Source organism: Niastella sp. sgz303648, assembly GCF_059587045.1.
In genome coordinates, this window is the sequence record NZ_JCAPSW010000002.1 from 850,842 (window position 1) to 870,356 (window position 19,515).

Consider the following 19,515-nt stretch of genomic DNA (forward strand, 5'->3'; position numbering starts at 1 on the left):
GATCGGTGTAAACAGTTGTTAAATCGATAAAAACAGTGGTTCATGCAATAAATACTAACTTTAAGCGCTATTTAAACTGTTTGCTGATAGCTGCTTAACAAAGTGAAAATCAGCCCGGTTACCAAACCAAAGGTCTTTTCAATAGATTCTGCGAGTTACCCTCTTTTGAAAAGATGTTTTACCAAATCAAATAACCAATTGTTGATCGGGAAAATCCTGATACTGTGCTTTTGTTTTTCTGTTGGATGGCTGATGACTGCCGCACAGGTTCCGCAGGCAGGCCATGCTATGTCGAACCTGCGCAAAAAGATGATCTCCGCTAAAAAAAATCCGGTGCTGTTAGACAGCCTCAGCATTGTTCCCGGAACTGTTTCAATAGCCGGTATTCCCGACAGCCTTTTTGATATCGACTTTGTAAATGCCCGCCTCAACTGGAAGCAATTACCACCCATGGACAGTGTATTGATCCGTTACCGGGTATTTCGCACGCGTTTAAATTCGGTGGTGAGCCGCTTGCAGTACGATAGCGTAATGAATAATTTTATGGGCACAACCTATATACCCGATTATGCCGGGATAGGGCAGGCCGATAACTTTTTCAATTTCGGCAACATTAATTACAACGGTAGTTTTGGTCGCGGCATATCGTTTGGAAACAGTCAGGATGCCGTGTTTACCAGTAACCTGAACCTGCAGATAAGCGGTTACCTTGCCGACAGTATTGAAATTGTCGCCGCCATTACCGATAATAACATTCCCATTCAACCCGACGGAACCACCCAGCAGCTAAATGAATTTGACCGCATCTTTTTACAGTTCAGAAAAAAGAACTGGCAATTAAGTTTGGGTGATATCGATATCCGCCAGCAGCAAAGCTATTTTCTGAGCTTTTACAAACGATTGCAGGGAGTGGCTTTTGAAACTACCTCGGCCATTACCGATAAAATATCAAACAAAACCATGGTAAGCGGCTCCATTGCCAAAGGAAAGTTTAACCGTAACATACTTGCACCACAGGAAGGCAACCAGGGCCCGTACCGGTTGCAGGGAGCCAACAACGAATTTTATTTTGTGGTGCTTGCTAATACCGAGCGGGTATATATCGATGGCGTTTTAATGCAGCGTGGCGAAGACCGCGATTATGTGATCAATTACAATACCGCCGAAGTAACGTTTACGCCCAAACAAATGGTCACCAAGGATAAGCGAATAGTGGTGGAGTTTGAATATGCCGACCGCAACTTCCTCAATTCAAATATTTATCTCACCAATGAAACCAATATCAATGAAAAGGTAAAGGTAAAGCTGGGGTATTTCAGTAACGCCGATGCCAAAAGTTCGCCTATTAACCAAACACTGGATACAGATCAGAAACTGTTTTTAAAGAACCTGGGCGATAGCATAACGCATGCATATTATCCGTATGCAGCAGTTGATACTTTTTCGGCCGGTACTATTTTGTATAAAAAGATCGATACGCTGTATAACGGTGGTACGCACGATTCGGTTTTTGTGTATTCAACGAATTCCGATAGCGCGCGGTATCGCTTATCGTTTATTGAAGTGGGTACAAACAATGGTAATTACATTCCCGACCTGAATGGCGCAAATGGTAAAGTATACCGCTGGGTGGCTCCTTTAAATGGAGTGAAGCAGGGGTATTATGAACCGGCCGTGTTTCTGGTAACGCCCAAAAAACAACAGATCGTAAATCTTGGTGTGGAGTACAACGTTTCTAAAAATACCCAGGTGAATACCGAGGTGGCCATGAGCAATTACGATGTAAATACATTTTCAACCATCGATAAAAGCAACGATAAAGGATATGCTGCCAAAGTTGATTTTAAAAATACAATGCCATTCAAAGGTTCCGGAAAAGGCATGCGTTTGATTTCAACTGTCGGTTATGAATATGTTGATGCCCGCTTTAAACCATTGGAACGCTTACGTAACATTGAATTTACCCGCGATTGGGGCCTGCCTTTGTTATTAGCGACTACCGAACACGAAACGATTGTAACTGCAGGCGCACAACTGGCCGATAAAACCAATAACTCGTTACGCTATCAGTTTACCGAATACAATCGTGGTACTTCGTTCACCGGCTATCGGAACAGCATAACGCATACCCAAACCGCCGGCGGCTGGACGTTCAACAATCAATTTTCTTTATCCAATATAAATTCCACCGATCAAAAGGGGTATTTCTGGCGGCCAACCGTTAATATTTCGCGCCGCTTTGCAAAACTGTGGAATTATACGTTGGGCGGCGCTTATTCGGTAGAGCACAATGCCATAAAAAATAAGCTGAATGATAGCATGGCGGTGCAAAGTTTTTCATTTACCACCGCCTCGTTGTTTCTGAAGTCAGATCAAAACAAACCCAACCAATGGGGTATTACCTGGTTTACGCGTACCAATTCCTATCCGCTGGGAAAAGACCTGGTGAGGGCCGATAAAAGCCAGAACATTACCCTTACCACCGAGCTGTTAAAAAGCCCGCAGCATCAGTTCCGGTTCACCTCTACCTACCGCAAATTGCAGATCATTAACAGTTCGCTGAACAGCCAGTTGCCCGATGAAAGCTTACTGGGACGGGCCGAATACCAGGCAAATGCGTTAAAGGGATTGTTTACCGGAAACGTTTTGTATGAAGTAGGGGCGGGGCAGGAGCAAAAAAGAGATTACTCGTACCTCGAAGTGCCTGCAGGGCAGGGTGAATATACCTGGATCGATTACAACAACGACGGTATTCAGCAATTGAACGAATTTGAAGTAGCCTTGTTTCAGGACCAGGCAAAATATATACGCATATTTACGCCCACCAACCAATATGTAAAAGCAAGCTACAATACGTTCAACTATAGCATCAGTATAAATCCCCGTGTGGCCATTAATTTGACCACCGCTACCGGCATGCGCAAATTTATATCGCGCCTGAACCTGCAATCGTCGTTACAGATCAATAAAAAAGAAATTGCCAATAACATCGTGCAGTTTAATCCCTTTAAATCGCCATTAAGTGATACGTCATTAATTACGCTTGCCTCAAATTTTATTAATACGTTTTCTTTTAACCGCTTTAGTACGAAGTGGGGATTGGATATTACCAATGCCCGCAACAACAATAAATCGTTGCTGACGTATGGGTATGAAAGCCGCAAACTAAACGACTATACGGTTCGCACGCGGTGGAACATCAGCCGGTTGGTTGCCTTTGAACTAACAGGGCGTACGGGTATCAACCAGCTCATCAGCACCAGCTCCAAGTTCGACAACCGTAATTTTAAGATCAATCAGTATTCTGCCGAGCCGCGATTCACTTTTACCAAAGGAACCAATTTCAGATTTGGGGTTGGCTATAAGTACAGTGATAAAAAAAATGAGCAGGGGAGTGAAGAAAGGTCAAAATCGAATTCATTATCTACAGATATAAAGTACAATATTCTGCAAAGCACATCTATTCAGGCGAAATTCACTTACAACGATATAACATTCACTTCGCTCGACAGTCCACCCAACACCAATTCATCATCGGCGTACATAATTCTGGAAGGGTTACAACCCGGTAAAAATTATTTATGGACGCTTGATCTTACCAAAAGGCTTTCGAACAACCTGGAGTTTAATATGCAGTACGAAGGGCGTAAGCCAGGTACCTCGCGGGTGGTGCACATTGGCAGGGCATCGATCAGGGCGCTGTTGTAATCAATGGGCAATTGGCAACAGGCAATTGGCAATATGCAATCGACCTTGATAGCTTTGTTAGTACTAAAAGCGTTGGAGCATTGCCTATTGTCTGTTGCCTATTGTCTGTTGCCTATTGTCTGTTGCCTATTGACTAAATTCATTCCATCATAAATTTCAGACAGCGGCAATGATACATCGATATCAGGGATTTGTAATACAGCTTTAAGTGATTTATATTCTTCGAGTTCCCAGTGACCGTGGGCGTTAATACGGAAAGCTTCAACATCTATAAATTGTGAATCAACGAGGATGTATTCTTTTAAGGTAGGAATATCCCGGTACAACTGAAACTTTTCGCCACGGTCATAATTTTTAGTGCCGGGTGATAATACTTCTATTATAATAGATGGATTTAAAATATTGTAATCATCATTATCAAGGGTTTTTACTTCGCCGCATACAATAGAGATATCGGGATAGGTAAATAGCGTATTGACAGGTATGTGTATACGTTGATCGCTGTTAAAAGGTTCGCAGGATTTACCTCGTAACTGTTGGCTTAAGAGGCCGGTTAGCCTAACTACAATTCTGTTGTGGGCAATTTTCGCTCCGGCCATAGCAAAAATTTCACCCTGGTAGTATTCATGTTTTTGATCAGAAGTTTTTTCATACTCCAGGTATTCTTCTATGGTAAGCCGTTTTTTACCGTATACTATAGCGGGTTCCCTTAATTCCATTGTACCAAATTACATCATTCTTTAAGGAATTTCAAAAAGTCCATTGCCATTCAACCCCACAAAGTAATTTTTTGATTAAAATCATTTCCTCTTTCATTGCACAAAAAAAATCATCCCGGCGTATGCCGGGATGATTTCGTCTAAAAGTATATTAGAGAAAAGATTATCCGAAGAGACCACCTTTCTTCAGTTCACGGGTAGCTTCACCGATCTTGAAACCGTTATGGTATACTTCGATCTTGTAGTTACCGATTTTGAAAGGGCTGTTTTGTTTCCAGGCAAATTCAATGTGTTTTTGTTTGCCTTGTTCAAACTCTACAGGAACTTTTGCTGTAAAGATTTTTTCACCTTCTTCACGGGTTGTGAATTTACCAGAACCCAGTGCTTCTACAGCAACAGGTTGGCCATCGGGACCAGTGATGCAAACATAAACATCAGTAGAACCTGTTTGTGCGATACGATTGCTAACATCCAGAGCAATTACCAGTTTGTCGGCTTTCTTTGCAGTGGTAGTTTCTTTTTCTTTGCCACCTTTTCTTTCGTTAACAGGAGTAACAGTGATGTTAGTAGCATTCAGCGTAGAAGCGATGTCTACTTTTGTAGCCAGCTCTTCTTTTTGTGTAGTTGTAGTTTGAAGATCTGTTGTCAGTTTTTCTTTGTCGGCTGTTAACTGAGTTTTTTCAGTAGTCAGCTGAGTATTTTCCTGAGTTAAACGGGCAACTTCGGCTTCGAGGTTAGCGATTTTGTCGTTCAATTCGCCGATTAAAGCCTGAGCTTTCTTCTTTTCGCCTTCAGTTAAGCGTTGTTTTTTCAGGATGCCGCCGATCTGATTTTTCAGTTTTGAAATTTCACTGGTTCTGTCGTTCAGTTTTCCTTCCAGTTCATTGTTATAACCGGTTAAAGAATCCAAACGTGTTAAAGCAGCATCAAAGCTTTTTTGTATTTCATTCTTTGATGAATCTACTGCAACGTATTGGGTTTGCAGTTGTGTGATCTTTTGATCTGATTTGTTTTTGTCCCACAGGAAGTATCCCCATGTTCCAAGAATACCTACGGCCAATAAACCGATGATCAGATTCTTAGAATCCCGTTTTGGGGGTGTACCTTGCGGACTGGCGGATGGATAATTGGTTGTACTCATAATAAGTGTATGTTTATTTTGAAAGGTTATGAAATCGGGTTCAGTATTGTTAGGTTAGCGATTGTACTGGGTTTCGCATATGGGTTTGACCAAAACCATGCCAAAATTGGGCACTTATCCCTTCCACAAGTCGGGGAAAAACGCTGAAACATAGTATCGTATTGTGTTACAGTTGTGTATAATTCACTATATGTCACCTGTTTTTTTATGGTAATATTGCAAAGTTTAAACCACGTATATATACATGTCTGCAGAAAAAATCATTGCTGATTGGAAAAAAAAGCTGTTTAAACCTGTTTACTGGCTCGAAGGCGAAGAAGATTATTTTATCGATAAAGTAGTACATTTTGCCGAGCATAACATTTTAACGGAGGCTGAAGCGGGTTTTAACCTGACTGTATTTTACGGAAAAGATGCCGACTGGACACAGGTAATAAATGCATGTAAAAGATACCCCATGTTCAGCGACCGGCAGGTAGTTTTACTAAAAGAAGCGCAGCAAATGCGCGATATCGAAAAACTGGAATCTTATATTGCCCAACCTTTAACCTCAACAATTTTTGTAGTATCGTACAAAGAAAAGAAGGTCGACGGTCGTACCGGCCTTGCAAAATTGCTGAAAGCAAAAGCCGAATTGCTTACTACAAAAAAAATGTACGATAATCAACTGCCTGAGTGGACTACAGAACTGGTTAAAAGTAAAGGATACACTATTTCGCAAAAGGCGGTTTTATTACTGGTAGATCATATTGGTAACGATCTTAGCCGCATCGATAATGAAATAGACAAAATGCTGGTTAATCTCGGCAGCCGTACCAGTATTACCGAAGATGATATTGAAAAGTATGTAGGTGTAAGTAAGGAATACAATCCTTTTGAATTGCAGTCGGCCATGGCGGCCAAAGACCTGCCCAAAGCCATGCGCATCATTCAGTATTTTGAAGCCAATCCCAAAGCGGCTCCCATACAACTTGTATTGCCAACCCTGTACAACCTGTTTAGTAAAACTTACATGATATTCGGCCAAAGCAGCAAAGACGATAAAACCATTGCCGCCAATATTGGTGTGAATGCCTGGTTTGTAAAAGACTATTTACTGGTAGCCCGCAATTACGGATATAACGGCGTTGAAAAAGCATTGCTTTTATTGCATCATTACAATCTGCGTAGTGTAGGTGTTAACGATACCGGCTCATCCGATGCATCGTTGCTGAAAGAAATGGTAGCGAAGATGGTGAACTAATTTGAAAATTAAATAATTTGAAAATTTGAAAATAGAAAAACAGTTTTTACCTACCGATCTTTAAATTAAAGCCGGAATGGGAATTTTACAGAGATTTTGAAGCTGAAACATTTTCAAATTGATAGTGCTTTCAACGTATCCTCCTTATCCTTCGCCAGCTGTTCTGTCAGGGCCTCAAGACTATTGAATTTTACTTCGCTGCGAAGATATTTTTTAACGTATACGCGAAGGGTAGCACCATAAATATCTTCATTGAAATCAAAAATATTTACTTCTATTACCCGGTCGGTACCGCCGATGGTTGGGCGAATGCCGATGCTCATCATACCATTCAACAGCGAGTGGGAAGTAGTAAGGAGCGGGAGCGCCGGGGCTTTTTGGTCGTTTACCGTTTGACGATTGCCGTTTTCCGTCTTCTGACTTCCGACTTCCGGCTTCCGCTTTCTGACTTCAACCTGCACGGCATATATTCCATTACCGGGCACCAGCTTCTCTTCGTTTTCAATATGCAGGTTAGCGGTAGGGTAGCCCAGGGTGCGGCCGAGTTTATTGCCGTCGACAACAGTCCCTTCAAAAAAGAAATCGTATCCAAGCAGCGCCTGGGAGGTATCTATATCACCGTGCAACACCGCTTCGCGAATGCGGGTTGAACTTACGGTATTGTCGTTGATCAAATGTGCGGGTATTTCCATTAAACGAAAGCCCAGCCGGTCGCTGTATTTTTCAAGCAGTTTATAATCGCCTTTGCGGTCTTTTCCGAAACGGTGGTCGTACCCGATGATCACTGTGTGCGGATGAAATTTTTCAATCAAAAACTGTTCAATATAATCTTCGGGCGTTTGCCGGGCAAAATCATCGGTAAAAGGAACAACTACCAGGTGGTTGATGCCATTTTTATCGAGCAGTTCAATTTTTTCTTCGATGGTATTGATCAGATGAATAGCCGGCTGGCCGGTAACGATCACCTTACGCGGGTGCGGATGAAAAGTAATGATAACCGTTTCGCCCCCGATGCGGGCCGCCTCCTGCTTTAGCTGCTCAAGGATCATGGTGTGGCCGGTATGCACCCCGTCGAACGTTCCAATGGTAACTACTGCCTTTTCAAAGGCCGGTATTGTATCTGTTGAATAGTAAACTTTCATTTGCGATGCGAAAATACAATATGAAGTCTGAAGTCTGAAGTCGGAAATGGAAGACGAGGCCGGAAACCGGAGGTTCTTCTGACTTCTGACATCCGACTTCTGACTTCTTTTCTTAGCTTTGCCGTTTCAAATTATAAAATGAGTTTATATTCACAACGGGGTGTTTCGGCCCAGAAAGAAGAAGTTCATAAGGCTACGGAAAAACTGGATAAAGGATTATTTCCCTACGCATTTTGCAAGGTTTATCCCGATTTCCTGACCGGCAACAACGACTGGGTAAATGTAATGCATGCCGATGGCGCCGGAACCAAAAGCATTCTGGCTTATTTATACTGGAAAGAAACAGGCGATCTGTCGGTTTGGAAAGGAATAGCCCAGGATGCCGTGGTAATGAACCTCGATGACCTGTTGTGCGTAGGTATTCACGATAACCTGTTGTTTTCTTCAACCATCGATCGTAATAAAACCCTGGTAACGGGCGAAGTGCTTGAAACGGTGATCAATGGCACCCAGGAATTATTCGATTCATTAAAGAAATTTGATGTACATATTCATTATCTCGGTGGTGAAACTGCCGACGTTGGTGATGTAGTGCGCACTATTGCCGTGAACGGTACCATGACTGCCCGCTGGCCTAAAAATAAACTCATTACCAACGAAAAAATACAGGCCGGTGATGTGATCGTTGGTTTCAGCAGCTTCGGACAAACTACTTACGAAACTGAATACAACAGCGGTATTGGCAGTAACGGACTGACCAGCGCCCGCCATGATATTTTGAGTAAGCATTATGCCGATAACTTCAAAGAGTCGTACGAAAACAGTCTGGCTAATGAAGTAGTGTACATCGGCCCCCACCGTCTTACCGACAAAGTGGGTGCAGCGCAGCATACAGTGGGGAAATTGCTGCTGTCGCCAACAAGGACCTATGCGCCGCTGTTAAAAGTGTTAATCGAAAATTATTTTGAAACCATTCACGGGTTAATTCATTGCAGCGGGGGCGGACAAACGAAGTGCATGAAATACCTGCCCGGTAATTTCAGAATAATAAAAGATAATTTATTTGAACCTCCCATCATTTTTCAGCTCATTCAAAAAGCATCCGGATCAAACAATCGCGAAATGTACCAGGTGTTTAACATGGGACATCGCCTCGAAGTATTTACCGATGAAGCCTCGGCCAGCCTGCTGATCGCTGCCGCCCAAAAATTCGGCATCGATGCACAGGTGGTGGGCAGGGTAGAAGCCAGTGATAAGAAAGAATTGATCCTCAAAGTAAGTGGGGAGGAAATTGTTTATTAGTTTCAGGTTACAGGTTTCATGTTTTAGCAGTTACCGGTTACCAGTTACCTGTTACCAGTTCGGAGAGTAAAAAAAGTAAAGAAGCCCGAACCGCGAAGCAACTACAAACAATAAACCACAAACCACAAACTAAATAACTTCAATCCCCGCATCCCGATACGGTTTTAACACCGGATCATCGGGCGACAATTCGGTAATGAGCATATGAATTTTACTGATGTCGCATATATGAATCGGTTGCAGGCTGTTGATCTTTTCGGCAATACTTAAACAAACTACCTTTTGCGATGATTCGATCATTGCTTTTTTTAACTGCACTACGTCCCAGTCGCTGTCGGTAATGCCGTCTTTTATACTGATTGCATTTACACCCAAAAAACACAGATCGGCCCGTATTCTTTTAATTTGAATAATGGCCTCGCCGCCGGTGGTGATCTTTGAGTTTTTCGATACTTTATCGCCGATGGCAATTACATCTATCGAAGGATGCTGCATGTATTCGAGAATGGCAGGAATGCTGGGCGAAACAAAAGTGGCTTTTAACCTTGGCGACAAAGCCCGCGCCAATTCAATAATGGTAGTTCCCCCCGTGGTCAATACAAACATGCCGTCGTGTATCAGGGAGGCGGCTTTGCGCGCTATTGTTTTTTTATGATCGTGCGAATATACATTTGAGTTGGAAAAATGGACCTGGCTGAAAGAATGCGATAAAGCGCCGCCATGTACTTTTATGATCTTTCCCTCGTCTGCAAGTTCCTGCAGGTCGCGCCGTATAGTGTCTTCCGACACATTCATATCCCTGCTGAGATTTGATGACATTACCTTGTTATGAAGATTAACCTGGTGTAATATGTACGCTTGTCGCTCTTTTTTTAGCATGTTGTTGAGGGTGTAAAACTTACATGGGCATTAAAACCAAAATACCGCCCTGCCGGGGCGGGACGATATTTTAGCACGAAAGCTATATAAAATCCTGTATAATTATTGCAAAAATTTCAGCGAAGACCTGCTTAATTATCGTGATATAAGAGGAAAGGGTAGGAGGTATATTATATTTTTTGATCTTAGTGGTACATAAACCACGCTTTGTTATGGGTAAGCAGCGACTTTATATCGGATGAATTTTTAAAGGTCATTACTACCCGCTGCCGGTCAGCATCTAAATTTTGTTCGGAAGTAGTTGTCTGTTTCGGCTTTTCCAAACGGAAATCTGCTTTAAAATAATATTCGCTGCGTTCTTTAATAACCGATCCCGACAGATCTATCTTTCTTTCAAAAACTCGTTTAACTTCATCCTGAAAAATTTTAGTTTGTTCTTCGGTCGAAAGTTTATCTGTTACCGGGGCGTTTGTCTGCTGGTACGCAATCACCGTTTGCGTATGAATTTTTGGGGCGGTGGCGGGCATTTTGGAATATGTTTGAAAATTACTGATCTGCCCACTTTCATCTACTACCACCGAATAATAAACAGTGCCTTCGATATTATTTTTAAATGCTTCAGGCGGGTAGCGGGTATTTCTGTTGAAAAACCGGGTGAGTTTCATTAATAAGTCAGCATCTTCGGTTTTTTCAACTTCAGGTTTTTGTAATGCAGGTTCAATAACAGGCGAAGTCGTTGTTGTGCTATTGGTAAACTGTACCTGTATTTTATTGACGGTTAAAGAAGGGCCTTTGATTTCAGGTTGTGTTTGAGCAACAGGTTTTTGTAATGCAGGTTCAATAACAGGCGAAGCTGTTGTTGCGCTACTTGTAAACTGTACCGATATTTTATTGACGGTTAAAGAAGGGTCTTTGATTTCAGGTTGTGTTTGAGCAACAGGTTTTTGAATTTCCTTTTTATTTGGTATAGCGGCATTTGTTGCCGGTTGTTGATTTTTATAGTTCGCTATTCCTTCGAGTATCTTTTTGGCCAGTGCTTCCTGGTTATTGCCTTTTGCGAAAAAGGCCACGTCTTTATCATTGGTAATGAACCCGCATTCGATCAAAACGGCAGGGCAGGGCGAGTGGTCTAACACCCAAATGCCTTGTTGCTTACGTTGTTTTAAAGAGGGGTAGGTTGTGTACCACGAAGATAGTGTTTGCAGTACGCTGCTGCCTAATGCTTTCGACGGCGCCATCCATTTTTCATTTTCTCTTGCAATAAACACTTCAATACCGGCCCAATCATTCACACTTTTTTTCTCCTCTGCAGCCATCTCAGGTGTAATGGCCGACATATGTATTGAAACAAATGCATCGGCCTTACTTTGTTCGGCAATAGTAGTGCGGGCCCTTAATCCGTCTTTCAGTTCGGTTGTATTGGCCGGCAGATCGTTGCCGGTTCTGGTCATTATTACGTTTACATTATACGATGGCGCCAGTTGCTGAATTTTAAGGCTTATCTGCAAAGCGATGTCTTTTTCCTTTACACTGCCATCGACACTTACTGCGCCATTATCGCTTCCGCCATGGCCGGCATCAATAATAACTGTAATGGGTTTGCTTTCTGCGCTGGTAAAATGAGCGGCATTTACGGGTGCTTTTGGTTGCTGTGCATACAACACAATAGTGCAAAAAAGCAATATTGAAACGGGAAGGATCATCAGCCGGCTGAAGTAGCCGTATTTTGATGATGAGGTAAGGTTGGTAATCATGGCTATACGTCGTTTTATATGGTTTTGAAAAAAATAATTGGTAACGGGTATTTTGCCGGCTTTTATGGTTTGCATTACCAGCAGTTCGGCATAAGCATAGCGGTCGCTGCCCGATACGGCATACTGGTCGGCCAAAAACTCATGAATGGCCTTCAGTTCTTTTTTCAGCATATGAAAAAACGGGTTGTACCAGAACAGGGCGGTAATCAGTTCGGTAAATATAATATCGGTGCTGTGTTTTTGCTGAACATGAAACAGCTCGTGACGAAACACCTGCTGCCCCTCACGGCTGTTGAACGGCAGTTCGTGGTTCCAGAATATTGAGCGAAAGAACGAGAATGGCGTACCGGGCTCCTGCGTGGTATAAAACTTCAGTCCGCTGATGCGTTCAAAAGGATATTTCCCCGAAATTCTTTTAATATATGAAACTGATTTTACCAGCATCCACAGCAAAACGGCCATTCCGGCGATATAAACCGCGTACATGCAATTTTCAACAGTAAATAAATTGTTCACTGCCTGTATGCTATTTACCGGTGTTTCGGTTTCGCCATAATTTGCGGTCAGTACATCTATGGTTTGGTACACTACCTGGTTTACGGTGCTTTCGGGCCGGTACCAAACCTGAATTTTAAAAAGGGGAAGTATAATCGATAGCAGTAAACTACCCAGCAAATAAAACCGGTTGTAATGGTGAAATCGCCGGTTTCGTAAAAACAGCCAGTAATAGCCAAACAAGATCCCTGAACACAGGAATACTTTGGCAGGGTACATAAGATAGGTCATTGATGGTGGTTTTTGGCGTTTTTGATTTGTTCAAGCAGGGCCTCCAGCTCTTCCTGGCTCAGTTTGTTTTCATTTACAAAATGCGATACGAGTTTGGCCGGTGAACCTTCGAAATAGCCTTTTATAAGCTGATTGATGCTTTTTTTACCATATTCCGATTTGCTAACTGCGGGTTTGTACAGGTTGTTGCGACCCTGCACTTCAAAATTCACAAAACCCTTATCTATCAATATTTTAAGTATCGTTGCTACTGTATTGGAATGGGGTTTTGGGGCTGGCATTTTATCCAGAATATCTTTTAAAAACCCATGTTTAAGCTGCCATAGAATTTGCATTACCTGTTCTTCGGCCTTGGTGAGCGATTTCATTATAACTAATATTTTAGTTGTTTGTCAAATGTATAACTATTTATTTAGTTGTAGTAAATTTCAATTTATTTTTTCAAAATATTTTTTTGAGAGGGTTACGTTAACCCTAAAATCGGTACTTATAAGTGGAACAAAAGGCGCAGCCGGCCAATTTAAGTGGAACATTAGCAGTTATATATTTATTAAAGGATATCTTTTCGTCAATTAATACCCTTTATAACTTCGATTTTATCCACAAAAGCTATGAGGTTTGGAGATTGAGTGTTACTTTTGCAGACAGTACCGGATGGATTAACAGGTTATTAGCACCTGATTTGCAACCTCTCCTGAACATTCTTTGTCTTGCAAATGTTAGTATTGTACCCTTAACAACTTAGAAAGATTGTAAAATCGACGATTAAAGTCATTTTTTATATTTAGATATGAGACAGCTCAAAATTGCTACACAGATTACGAATCGCGATTCGCAGGCAGTAGAAAAGTATCTTCAGGAAATTTCAAAGATACCGATGATCACGCCTGAAGAGGAAACTGTTCTGGCTCAGCGGATCAAGATGGGGGATCAAAAGGCATTGGATAAGTTAGTGCAGGCCAATTTACGTTTCGTGGTATCTGTTGCTAAGCAGTACCAGCACCAGGGTCTTTCTCTTAGCGATCTGATCAACGAGGGTAACCTCGGTTTGATAAAAGCTGCCCAGCGTTTTGATGAAACAAAGGGTTTTAAATTCATTTCTTACGCCGTATGGTGGATTCGCCAGTCTATTTTACAGGCGTTGGCAGAGCAGGGCAGATTAGTCCGCCTGCCTCAAAACAAAATTGGCACCTATAACAAGGCTAACAAAGCGTACATGGCTTTTGAACAGGAACATGAGCGTGAGCCAAGTACCGAAGAACTGGCCGAGTTGCTTGAAATGAGCGAAACAGAAATTAATAACATTTTCCAGAGCAATACCCGTCATACCTCACTCGATGCTCCGGTACACGAAGCAGAAGATGTGGCCATGGGCGATTTACTGGAAGGTGGCGACGACACGGACGATGATGTTATGAAAGATTCATTACGCAACGAAATCCGCCGCGTATTGAAATCGCTCAGTCCGCGCGAAGCTGAAATTGTAAATGCTTATTTTGGTCTGGATGGTGAAAATGGTGTTACCATTGAGCAAATTGGCCAGAAATACGATCTGACCAAGGAGCGTATCCGCCAGATCAAGGAAAGAGCCATCAAGCGTTTGCAAAAAGCACGCTACAGCAATGCATTGAAAGCATATTTAGGTTAGTTAGTATAGGTACTATAAAGAAACGAACCCCGGTTGGCGTAGCCTTCCGGGGTTTATTTTTTGTATTAGGCAACGGGGCAGTAAGGCTCGGGAAGTTCAACTGCATTTGTTTTTGTTCGTTCATTTAAGTAATTTGTATATAACAATCTTCTTATAAAAACACCTGCTTCCTCACCCATTTACAAATATTGAGTGTTGAATAATGAAATTCAATATTCGATATTCAACATTCGATATTCTACATTCATTATTTATTAATTCTGGTTCATTATTTGACGTTTATTTACCCTGATATGAAACAGTGCATTGGCTTAGTCGTAATGGTGCTGGGGGTGTTGCTTACTTCCTGCGAAAAAACAATAAATTTCAGGCCGGATAATTCTGAGCCATTAATAGTTATAGAAGCATCCATCGAAAATAACCAGGCACCCGTTGTAATATTATCGCAAAGCCTTAATTATTTCAACCAGATAACGCCCGAGTTGCTGGCCAATTCTTTTATACGCAATGCCGAAGTAACCATTTCGAACGGGTCAAAAACCCACCGGTTAAAAGAATATTCTGTTCCGATAGGCAATGGTTATGCGTATTACTATTATTCAACGGATTCTTCTAATTTATCAACTGCTTTTGTGGGTGAATTCGGCAAAGGCTATTCGCTTAGTGTAAAAGCGAACGAAAAGGAATATACCGCTACTACCACCATTCCTTATCTTACCAAAAAAATCGACTCGCTGTGGTGGGAGCCAGCGCCCAACCATCCCAACCCGGTAAAAGTGGTGTTGATGGGACGTTTTGTCGATCCGCCTGGTTTGGGCAATTATACCCGCTATTTTACGCAGGTAGATGGGTTGCGCTTTTATCCCGGTTTAAACTCGGTAATTGACGACCAGCTTACAGATGGCAAAACCTATAATTTTCAGATTGAAAAAGGGGTCGATCGCAATAATGGCATCAATCTTCAGGAATATGCCTTTTTCGATCATGGCGACTCGGTAGTGGTTAAGTATTGTAATATCGATAAGGCTACCTTCGATTTCTGGCGAACCATGGAATACAGTTATTCCAATATTGGCAATCCCTTTGCCGCACCCAATAAAGTAATCAGCAATATCAATGGCGGCGGACTGGGCTATTTTGGAGGATACGCGGCACAGTACAAGTCGTATGTGATTCCTCCGCAGTAAGGCCTTCCCCCAGCCCCCCTCCGGTGGAGGTGAGTTGGCAACTCTCTAAGTAAATTCATTTTTCCGGTATTCGAAGTTCAAAATGATCAATGAGAATAATTCTCAGGCTAATTAATTCACCGGAGTTTTGAATTTAGAATAAGGCATGTTACCATTTATTTTGCAGTCACCAGTTCCCCTCCACCGGAGGGGTTCGGGGAGGCCGGTTATCCCCATCAAATTCAGGTGCTCTTTCCTTTACCATTTTTGTAACTCATTTTCAGGTAATTTTGTCAAATTTTCTTTAGAATACACAAATATGGAAATCGAAAAGGTACATTGTCTGATCATTGGAAGCGGCCCGGCAGGCTATACGGCGGCTATTTATGCTGCACGCGCTAATATGAAGCCGGTTTTATACCAGGGCATTCAACCTGGTGGACAGTTAACCATTACTACCGAAGTGGAAAATTATCCAGGTTATCCCGATGGGGTACAGGGGCCTGAAATGATGGTTCACTTTGAAAAACAGGCAGTTCGCATGGGAGCCGATATCCGGTTCGGACTGGCTACAAAGGTTGATTTTACTGCTCCGCCGTTTAAAGTTTGGATTGATGAAGAAAAACAGATCGAAGCGGATGCCGTAATTATTGCAACAGGTGCATCGGCCAAGTGGCTGGGCCTTGAAAGCGAACAACGGTTGAATGGTTTTGGCGTTAGCGCCTGCGCCGTTTGCGACGGGTTCTTTTTCCGCGGAAAAGAGGTGGCTATAGTAGGCGCCGGCGACACAGCGGCAGAAGAAGCTTTATATCTTTCCAAATTATGCACTACCGTGCACATGTTCATTCGTAAAAACGAAATGCGTGCCTCCAAAGTAATGCAGGAAAGAGTACAGCGTACGCCGAATATTAAAGTTTACTGGAATACGGCAACCGATGAAATTCTGGGCGAAAACAAGGTTGACTCGGTTCGGATAAAAAATACAAATTCCGGCGAAAAACAAACTATTCCTATCAGTGGTTTCTTTGTAGCCATTGGTCATCAGCCGAATTCCGACATATTTAAAGGCTGGCTCGAAATGGATGAGGCCGGATACCTGAAAACCATTCCCGGAACATCAAAAACCAATATCGAAGGCGTTTTTGCTGCCGGAGATGTGCAGGATAAAATATACCGCCAGGCAGTTACCGCCGCAGGAAGCGGATGTATGGCCGCTTTGGATGCCGAAAGGTATTTATCGGCAAAAGGCCTTGTTTAAAAGCTTTATGCCGAACGTTTAACGCCTAACGCAACTTATGCGTTATGGCGTTTTGCTTTTAGCGTTAAGCTTTGAGCGTTTCGCGTTCGGCGTTCTGCGTTTAGCTTTTGTGGCATTGTTTTAGCAAAACAAAATGTACTTATGGTTGTTATTGAATTACAACAGGTAAGGTTACAGGCTTTTCATGGCGTTTACGCCGGCGAGCAAAAAACAGGTAGTTTGTACGAAGTAAATGTTAAGGTATCGTATGAAGAAGGCGATACAACATTTGACGATTTAAAAAATACGATCAATTACGTTGAAATACTCGAAATTGTAAAGCAACAAATGAAGGCTCCTGAAGGTCTTTTGGAAAAAGTGGCGGATGACATAATCAGGAAGATCAGGCAGCAATATCCTTTTACAACAGAAATAGTAGTATCTATTTATAAATTAGAAGCGCCGGTAGAAAATTTTCAGGGGAAAATTGGCGTTACATTGCATAAGAAGTTTGATGGGTTATAAAGGATGTACAATATGGTTAGGTCTTTTGTTGTTAATCCTGCCATTCGAAAACAATGCGCAGGATATCAATGGGCTGTTGAAAGATGCACAGCAGCTCGAAACCTCATTTAAAGAACCCGAAGCCCTGCAAAAATACCTCGATGTACTGCGCTATCAACCCAATAATTTGACGGCACTTATAAGAACAAGCGAATTATACAGCATATTAGGAAAACACCAGGGCGCAAAAGATAAGCAAAAGGAATATTACCGTAACGCACGCGTATATGCTCAAAAAGCTTTACAAATAAATGCCAACAGTTCCGATGCCAATGTAGTGATGGCGCTGGCCATGGGCCGCATGGCGCTTATTTCATCGGGTGATGAAAAAATTAAAGCAATAAAAGACGTAAAAACCTATTCGGAAAAAAGCATACAGCTCGACCCCAATAATTTTAAAGGTTATCATGTACTGGCCAAATGGCATTACGAAGTAAGCGACCTGAACTCGGTTGAAAAATGGCTGGTAAAAGTTGCCTACGAAGCACTGCCCAAAGCCAGTTTAGACGATGCCATTCGCTATTACGAAAAAAGTAAACAGCTCAATCCCTCGTTTTTATTAAATTACCTCGAACTGGCCAAATCCTGGCATCGAAAAAACAACGATAAAAAAGCCGTTGAGCTACTCGAAACCATGCTCAAAATGCCCAACAAAATTGCTGAAGATGTGAATATTAAGGTGAAAGGGAAGAAGTTGCTTGACGAATACAAGTAATTAATTTGAAAATGAGTTAATTTGAAAATTTGAAAATGAATTCAGATTCAAAATAACTGTGGATTCTCATTCCGTTAATTCAAATTGACTGAAATTCGGAGGTAATCCATTTTCAAATTTGCACATTTTCAAATTTTCAAATTACTTTATTCTTCCATTTTCCGCTGCGCATGTACAAAAACGAAGGTAAAAACAAACACACCCAGTATAACCACTCGCTCATCCAGCCATAGGTAATAGTTAAAAAGAATTTATCGAGCACCAGGTATATGTACAGGCAATAAAATACTATGGCAAAAATTTCGATCATCAGGGAAACCCGGCTGTTGCCCGACCCGGTTACCGAATTGAGAAATACCACCGAAAACGACATCATTAATATAGCTACAGATAATACCCGCACAACCGGAACGGCCTGTGCTACAAATTCGCCGCTTTGTCCGTATACCGAAAACAGCCATTGGGGAAACAGGTTGATCAGCAGCGCCATCACCAGGGCCGAACCAAAACTTAAGCGGATCATTTTTTTGATCAGCAGCCATACCCTGTCTTGCTTTCCCTGACCAATAATATTACTCACCATGGCATTGGTGGTTGATCCGAATGCCCATATTACCACACCCGACATGCCCAGAATATTTCGCATGGTGTTCGAAACGGCCAGCGCTATTTCGCCATGGCCATCGATCAGCAGAAAAAAATATTCCCAGTTGATGATGCTGATGCCATGCTGAAAAATCAGCGGGGTCGACATGGAGAATATGAGTCGCGCATTGTAGTTATCCCAATGCATATTTTTAAACAAATGCAGCTGTCGGCTGATGCCCTTTTTCCAGATAACGAGGTACACCACAAACAATCCCGTGATTTCGGCAATGATCGAAGAAACGGCTGCACCGTTCAGTCCCATCTCAGGAAATCCGCCATGACCGAAAATCAACAGGTAATCCAATATAATGTTGGTGCTGGCTTCGGCAATGGCCCCGGCAACAAGGTATTTGCTTTGATTGGTACCCACCAGCAGGGCATTGCGCATTTGGTAAACGTACAAAAAGGGAAGTCCCCAGATGCGTATTTTGGAAAAGGCAATAGCCTGTTGTAACCGGCTGGTGTCTTTAATAAAAAAGCCGAACAGCTGAGGTGTAACCGTATAGGTAAGCACAATGCCCAAAACTGAAATGCACAATCCGATAATGATCGCCTGGGTAAACAATTTGCCTATTTCTTCGGGCCGGTTTTCACCGGCACGGCGTGCGATCAGCGCCTGCAAACCATTATTTAATCCGTACCCGATGGCTGAAAAAATGAGGTAATACACGCCGGTTACGCCTGCAACGGCCAGTGCGTGATCGCTGTAATGACCTAAAAAGATGTTGTTGGTAACGAAATTTATCTGCGGTATTAAAATGGCAAAACTGATGGGCATGGCCATTTTAAGGATCTGCCGGTTCGAGAGTTCTACCTGTAATCCGATATTTTTAGATAAGGTGGCCATACAAGGGGGGCAAAGG

General features: G+C 42.3%; 15 protein-coding genes. 8 read left to right on the plus strand and 7 right to left on the minus strand.

Features of this window, described 5'->3' with window-relative positions; genetic code table 11:
* The first annotated feature begins 201 nt into the window (after positions 1–201).
* A complete protein-coding gene (locus AC59IL_RS07970) occupies positions 202–3,708 on the plus strand; it encodes a DUF8818 domain-containing protein (protein WP_496551576.1) in 3,507 nt (1,168 codons plus the stop codon).
* 98 nt (positions 3,709–3,806) lie between these two features.
* Here AC59IL_RS07970 and AC59IL_RS07975 read toward each other — a convergent pair whose 3' ends face one another.
* On the minus strand, positions 3,807–4,427 hold the full coding sequence (locus AC59IL_RS07975; RefSeq protein ID WP_496551577.1) for a Uma2 family endonuclease: 621 nt from the start codon (positions 4,425–4,427) through the stop codon (positions 3,807–3,809).
* Positions 4,428–4,590: 163 nt separating this feature from the next.
* Positions 4,591–5,568, minus strand: a complete 978-nt coding sequence (locus AC59IL_RS07980; protein ID WP_496551578.1) for a DUF8428 domain-containing protein — start codon at positions 5,566–5,568, stop codon at positions 4,591–4,593.
* 244 nt (positions 5,569–5,812) lie between these two features.
* Between AC59IL_RS07980 and holA the strand changes: the two genes are divergently transcribed.
* Positions 5,813–6,811, plus strand: a complete 999-nt coding sequence (gene holA / locus AC59IL_RS07985) for a DNA polymerase III subunit delta (RefSeq protein WP_496551579.1) — start codon at positions 5,813–5,815, stop codon at positions 6,809–6,811.
* A gap of 113 nt (positions 6,812–6,924) precedes the next feature.
* Here holA and AC59IL_RS07990 read toward each other — a convergent pair whose 3' ends face one another.
* A complete protein-coding gene (locus tag AC59IL_RS07990; RefSeq protein ID WP_496551580.1) occupies positions 6,925–7,953 on the minus strand; it encodes a bifunctional riboflavin kinase/FAD synthetase in 1,029 nt (342 codons plus the stop codon).
* Positions 7,954–8,091: 138 nt separating this feature from the next.
* Here AC59IL_RS07990 and AC59IL_RS07995 point away from each other — a divergent pair, with 138 nt between their 5' ends.
* On the plus strand, positions 8,092–9,255 hold the full coding sequence (locus AC59IL_RS07995; protein ID WP_496551581.1) for an AIR synthase-related protein: 1,164 nt from the start codon (positions 8,092–8,094) through the stop codon (positions 9,253–9,255).
* Between the two features lie 129 nt (positions 9,256–9,384).
* On the opposite strand, the gene AC59IL_RS08000 is transcribed toward AC59IL_RS07995, so the two are convergent.
* The 3 genes from AC59IL_RS08000 to AC59IL_RS08010 form a co-directional block, all read right to left on the minus strand.
* Positions 9,385–10,134 carry a DeoR/GlpR family DNA-binding transcription regulator gene (locus AC59IL_RS08000; protein WP_496551582.1) on the minus strand — a complete coding sequence of 250 codons (750 nt, stop codon included), beginning with the start codon at positions 10,132–10,134 and terminating at the stop codon, positions 9,385–9,387.
* A 185-nt stretch (positions 10,135–10,319) separates the two neighbouring features.
* A complete protein-coding gene (locus AC59IL_RS08005) occupies positions 10,320–12,674 on the minus strand; it encodes an N-acetylmuramoyl-L-alanine amidase (protein WP_496551583.1) in 2,355 nt (784 codons plus the stop codon).
* On the minus strand, positions 12,671–13,009 hold the full coding sequence (locus AC59IL_RS08010) for a BlaI/MecI/CopY family transcriptional regulator (protein WP_496551734.1): 339 nt from the start codon (positions 13,007–13,009) through the stop codon (positions 12,671–12,673). The genes AC59IL_RS08005 and AC59IL_RS08010 overlap by 4 nt, the downstream gene beginning before the upstream one ends.
* Positions 13,010–13,464: 455 nt before the next feature.
* Here AC59IL_RS08010 and AC59IL_RS08015 point away from each other — a divergent pair, with 455 nt between their 5' ends.
* The 5 genes from AC59IL_RS08015 to AC59IL_RS08035 all read left to right on the plus strand — a co-directional run bounded on the left by AC59IL_RS08015 (position 13,465) and on the right by AC59IL_RS08035 (position 18,004).
* On the plus strand, positions 13,465–14,322 hold the full coding sequence (locus AC59IL_RS08015) for a sigma-70 family RNA polymerase sigma factor (protein WP_014217201.1): 858 nt from the start codon (positions 13,465–13,467) through the stop codon (positions 14,320–14,322).
* 293 nt (positions 14,323–14,615) lie between these two features.
* Positions 14,616–15,509, plus strand: a complete 894-nt coding sequence (locus AC59IL_RS08020; RefSeq protein WP_496551584.1) for a DUF4249 family protein — start codon at positions 14,616–14,618, stop codon at positions 15,507–15,509.
* 298 nt (positions 15,510–15,807) lie between these two features.
* Complete coding sequence (trxB, locus tag AC59IL_RS08025) at positions 15,808–16,746, plus strand: thioredoxin-disulfide reductase (protein ID WP_496551585.1); 939 nt, start codon at positions 15,808–15,810, stop codon at positions 16,744–16,746.
* A gap of 141 nt (positions 16,747–16,887) precedes the next feature.
* Entirely contained in the window at positions 16,888–17,250 is a 363-nt protein-coding gene (locus AC59IL_RS08030) for a dihydroneopterin aldolase (protein WP_496551586.1), read from the plus strand.
* A gap of 25 nt (positions 17,251–17,275) precedes the next feature.
* Entirely contained in the window at positions 17,276–18,004 is a 729-nt protein-coding gene (locus tag AC59IL_RS08035; protein ID WP_496551587.1) for a hypothetical protein, read from the plus strand.
* A 136-nt stretch (positions 18,005–18,140) separates the two neighbouring features.
* Here the strand turns inward: AC59IL_RS08035 and AC59IL_RS08040 are convergent, their stop codons facing one another.
* Positions 18,141–19,499 carry an MATE family efflux transporter gene (locus tag AC59IL_RS08040; protein WP_496551588.1) on the minus strand — a complete coding sequence of 453 codons (1,359 nt, stop codon included), beginning with the start codon at positions 19,497–19,499 and terminating at the stop codon, positions 18,141–18,143.
* Positions 19,500–19,515 lie beyond the last annotated feature (16 nt).

Coding starts and splice junctions, on each gene's coding strand:
- AC59IL_RS07975 (WP_496551577.1), bottom strand. CDS start 4,427: ATGGAATTAAGGGAACCCGCTATAGTATACGGTAAAAAACGGCTTACC.
- AC59IL_RS07980 (WP_496551578.1), bottom strand. CDS start 5,568: ATGAGTACAACCAATTATCCATCCGCCAGTCCGCAAGGTACACCCCCA.
- holA (WP_496551579.1), top strand. CDS start 5,813: ATGTCTGCAGAAAAAATCATTGCTGATTGGAAAAAAAAGCTGTTTAAA.
- AC59IL_RS07990 (WP_496551580.1), bottom strand. CDS start 7,953: ATGAAAGTTTACTATTCAACAGATACAATACCGGCCTTTGAAAAGGCA.
- AC59IL_RS07995 (WP_496551581.1), top strand. CDS start 8,092: ATGAGTTTATATTCACAACGGGGTGTTTCGGCCCAGAAAGAAGAAGTT.
- AC59IL_RS08000 (WP_496551582.1), bottom strand. CDS start 10,134: ATGCTAAAAAAAGAGCGACAAGCGTACATATTACACCAGGTTAATCTT.
- AC59IL_RS08005 (WP_496551583.1), bottom strand. CDS start 12,674: ATGACCTATCTTATGTACCCTGCCAAAGTATTCCTGTGTTCAGGGATC.
- AC59IL_RS08010 (WP_496551734.1), bottom strand. CDS start 13,009: ATGCAAATTCTATGGCAGCTTAAACATGGGTTTTTAAAAGATATTCTG.
- AC59IL_RS08015 (WP_014217201.1), top strand. CDS start 13,465: ATGAGACAGCTCAAAATTGCTACACAGATTACGAATCGCGATTCGCAG.
- AC59IL_RS08020 (WP_496551584.1), top strand. CDS start 14,616: ATGAAACAGTGCATTGGCTTAGTCGTAATGGTGCTGGGGGTGTTGCTT.
- trxB (WP_496551585.1), top strand. CDS start 15,808: ATGGAAATCGAAAAGGTACATTGTCTGATCATTGGAAGCGGCCCGGCA.
- AC59IL_RS08030 (WP_496551586.1), top strand. CDS start 16,888: ATGGTTGTTATTGAATTACAACAGGTAAGGTTACAGGCTTTTCATGGC.
- AC59IL_RS08040 (WP_496551588.1), bottom strand. CDS start 19,499: ATGGCCACCTTATCTAAAAATATCGGATTACAGGTAGAACTCTCGAAC.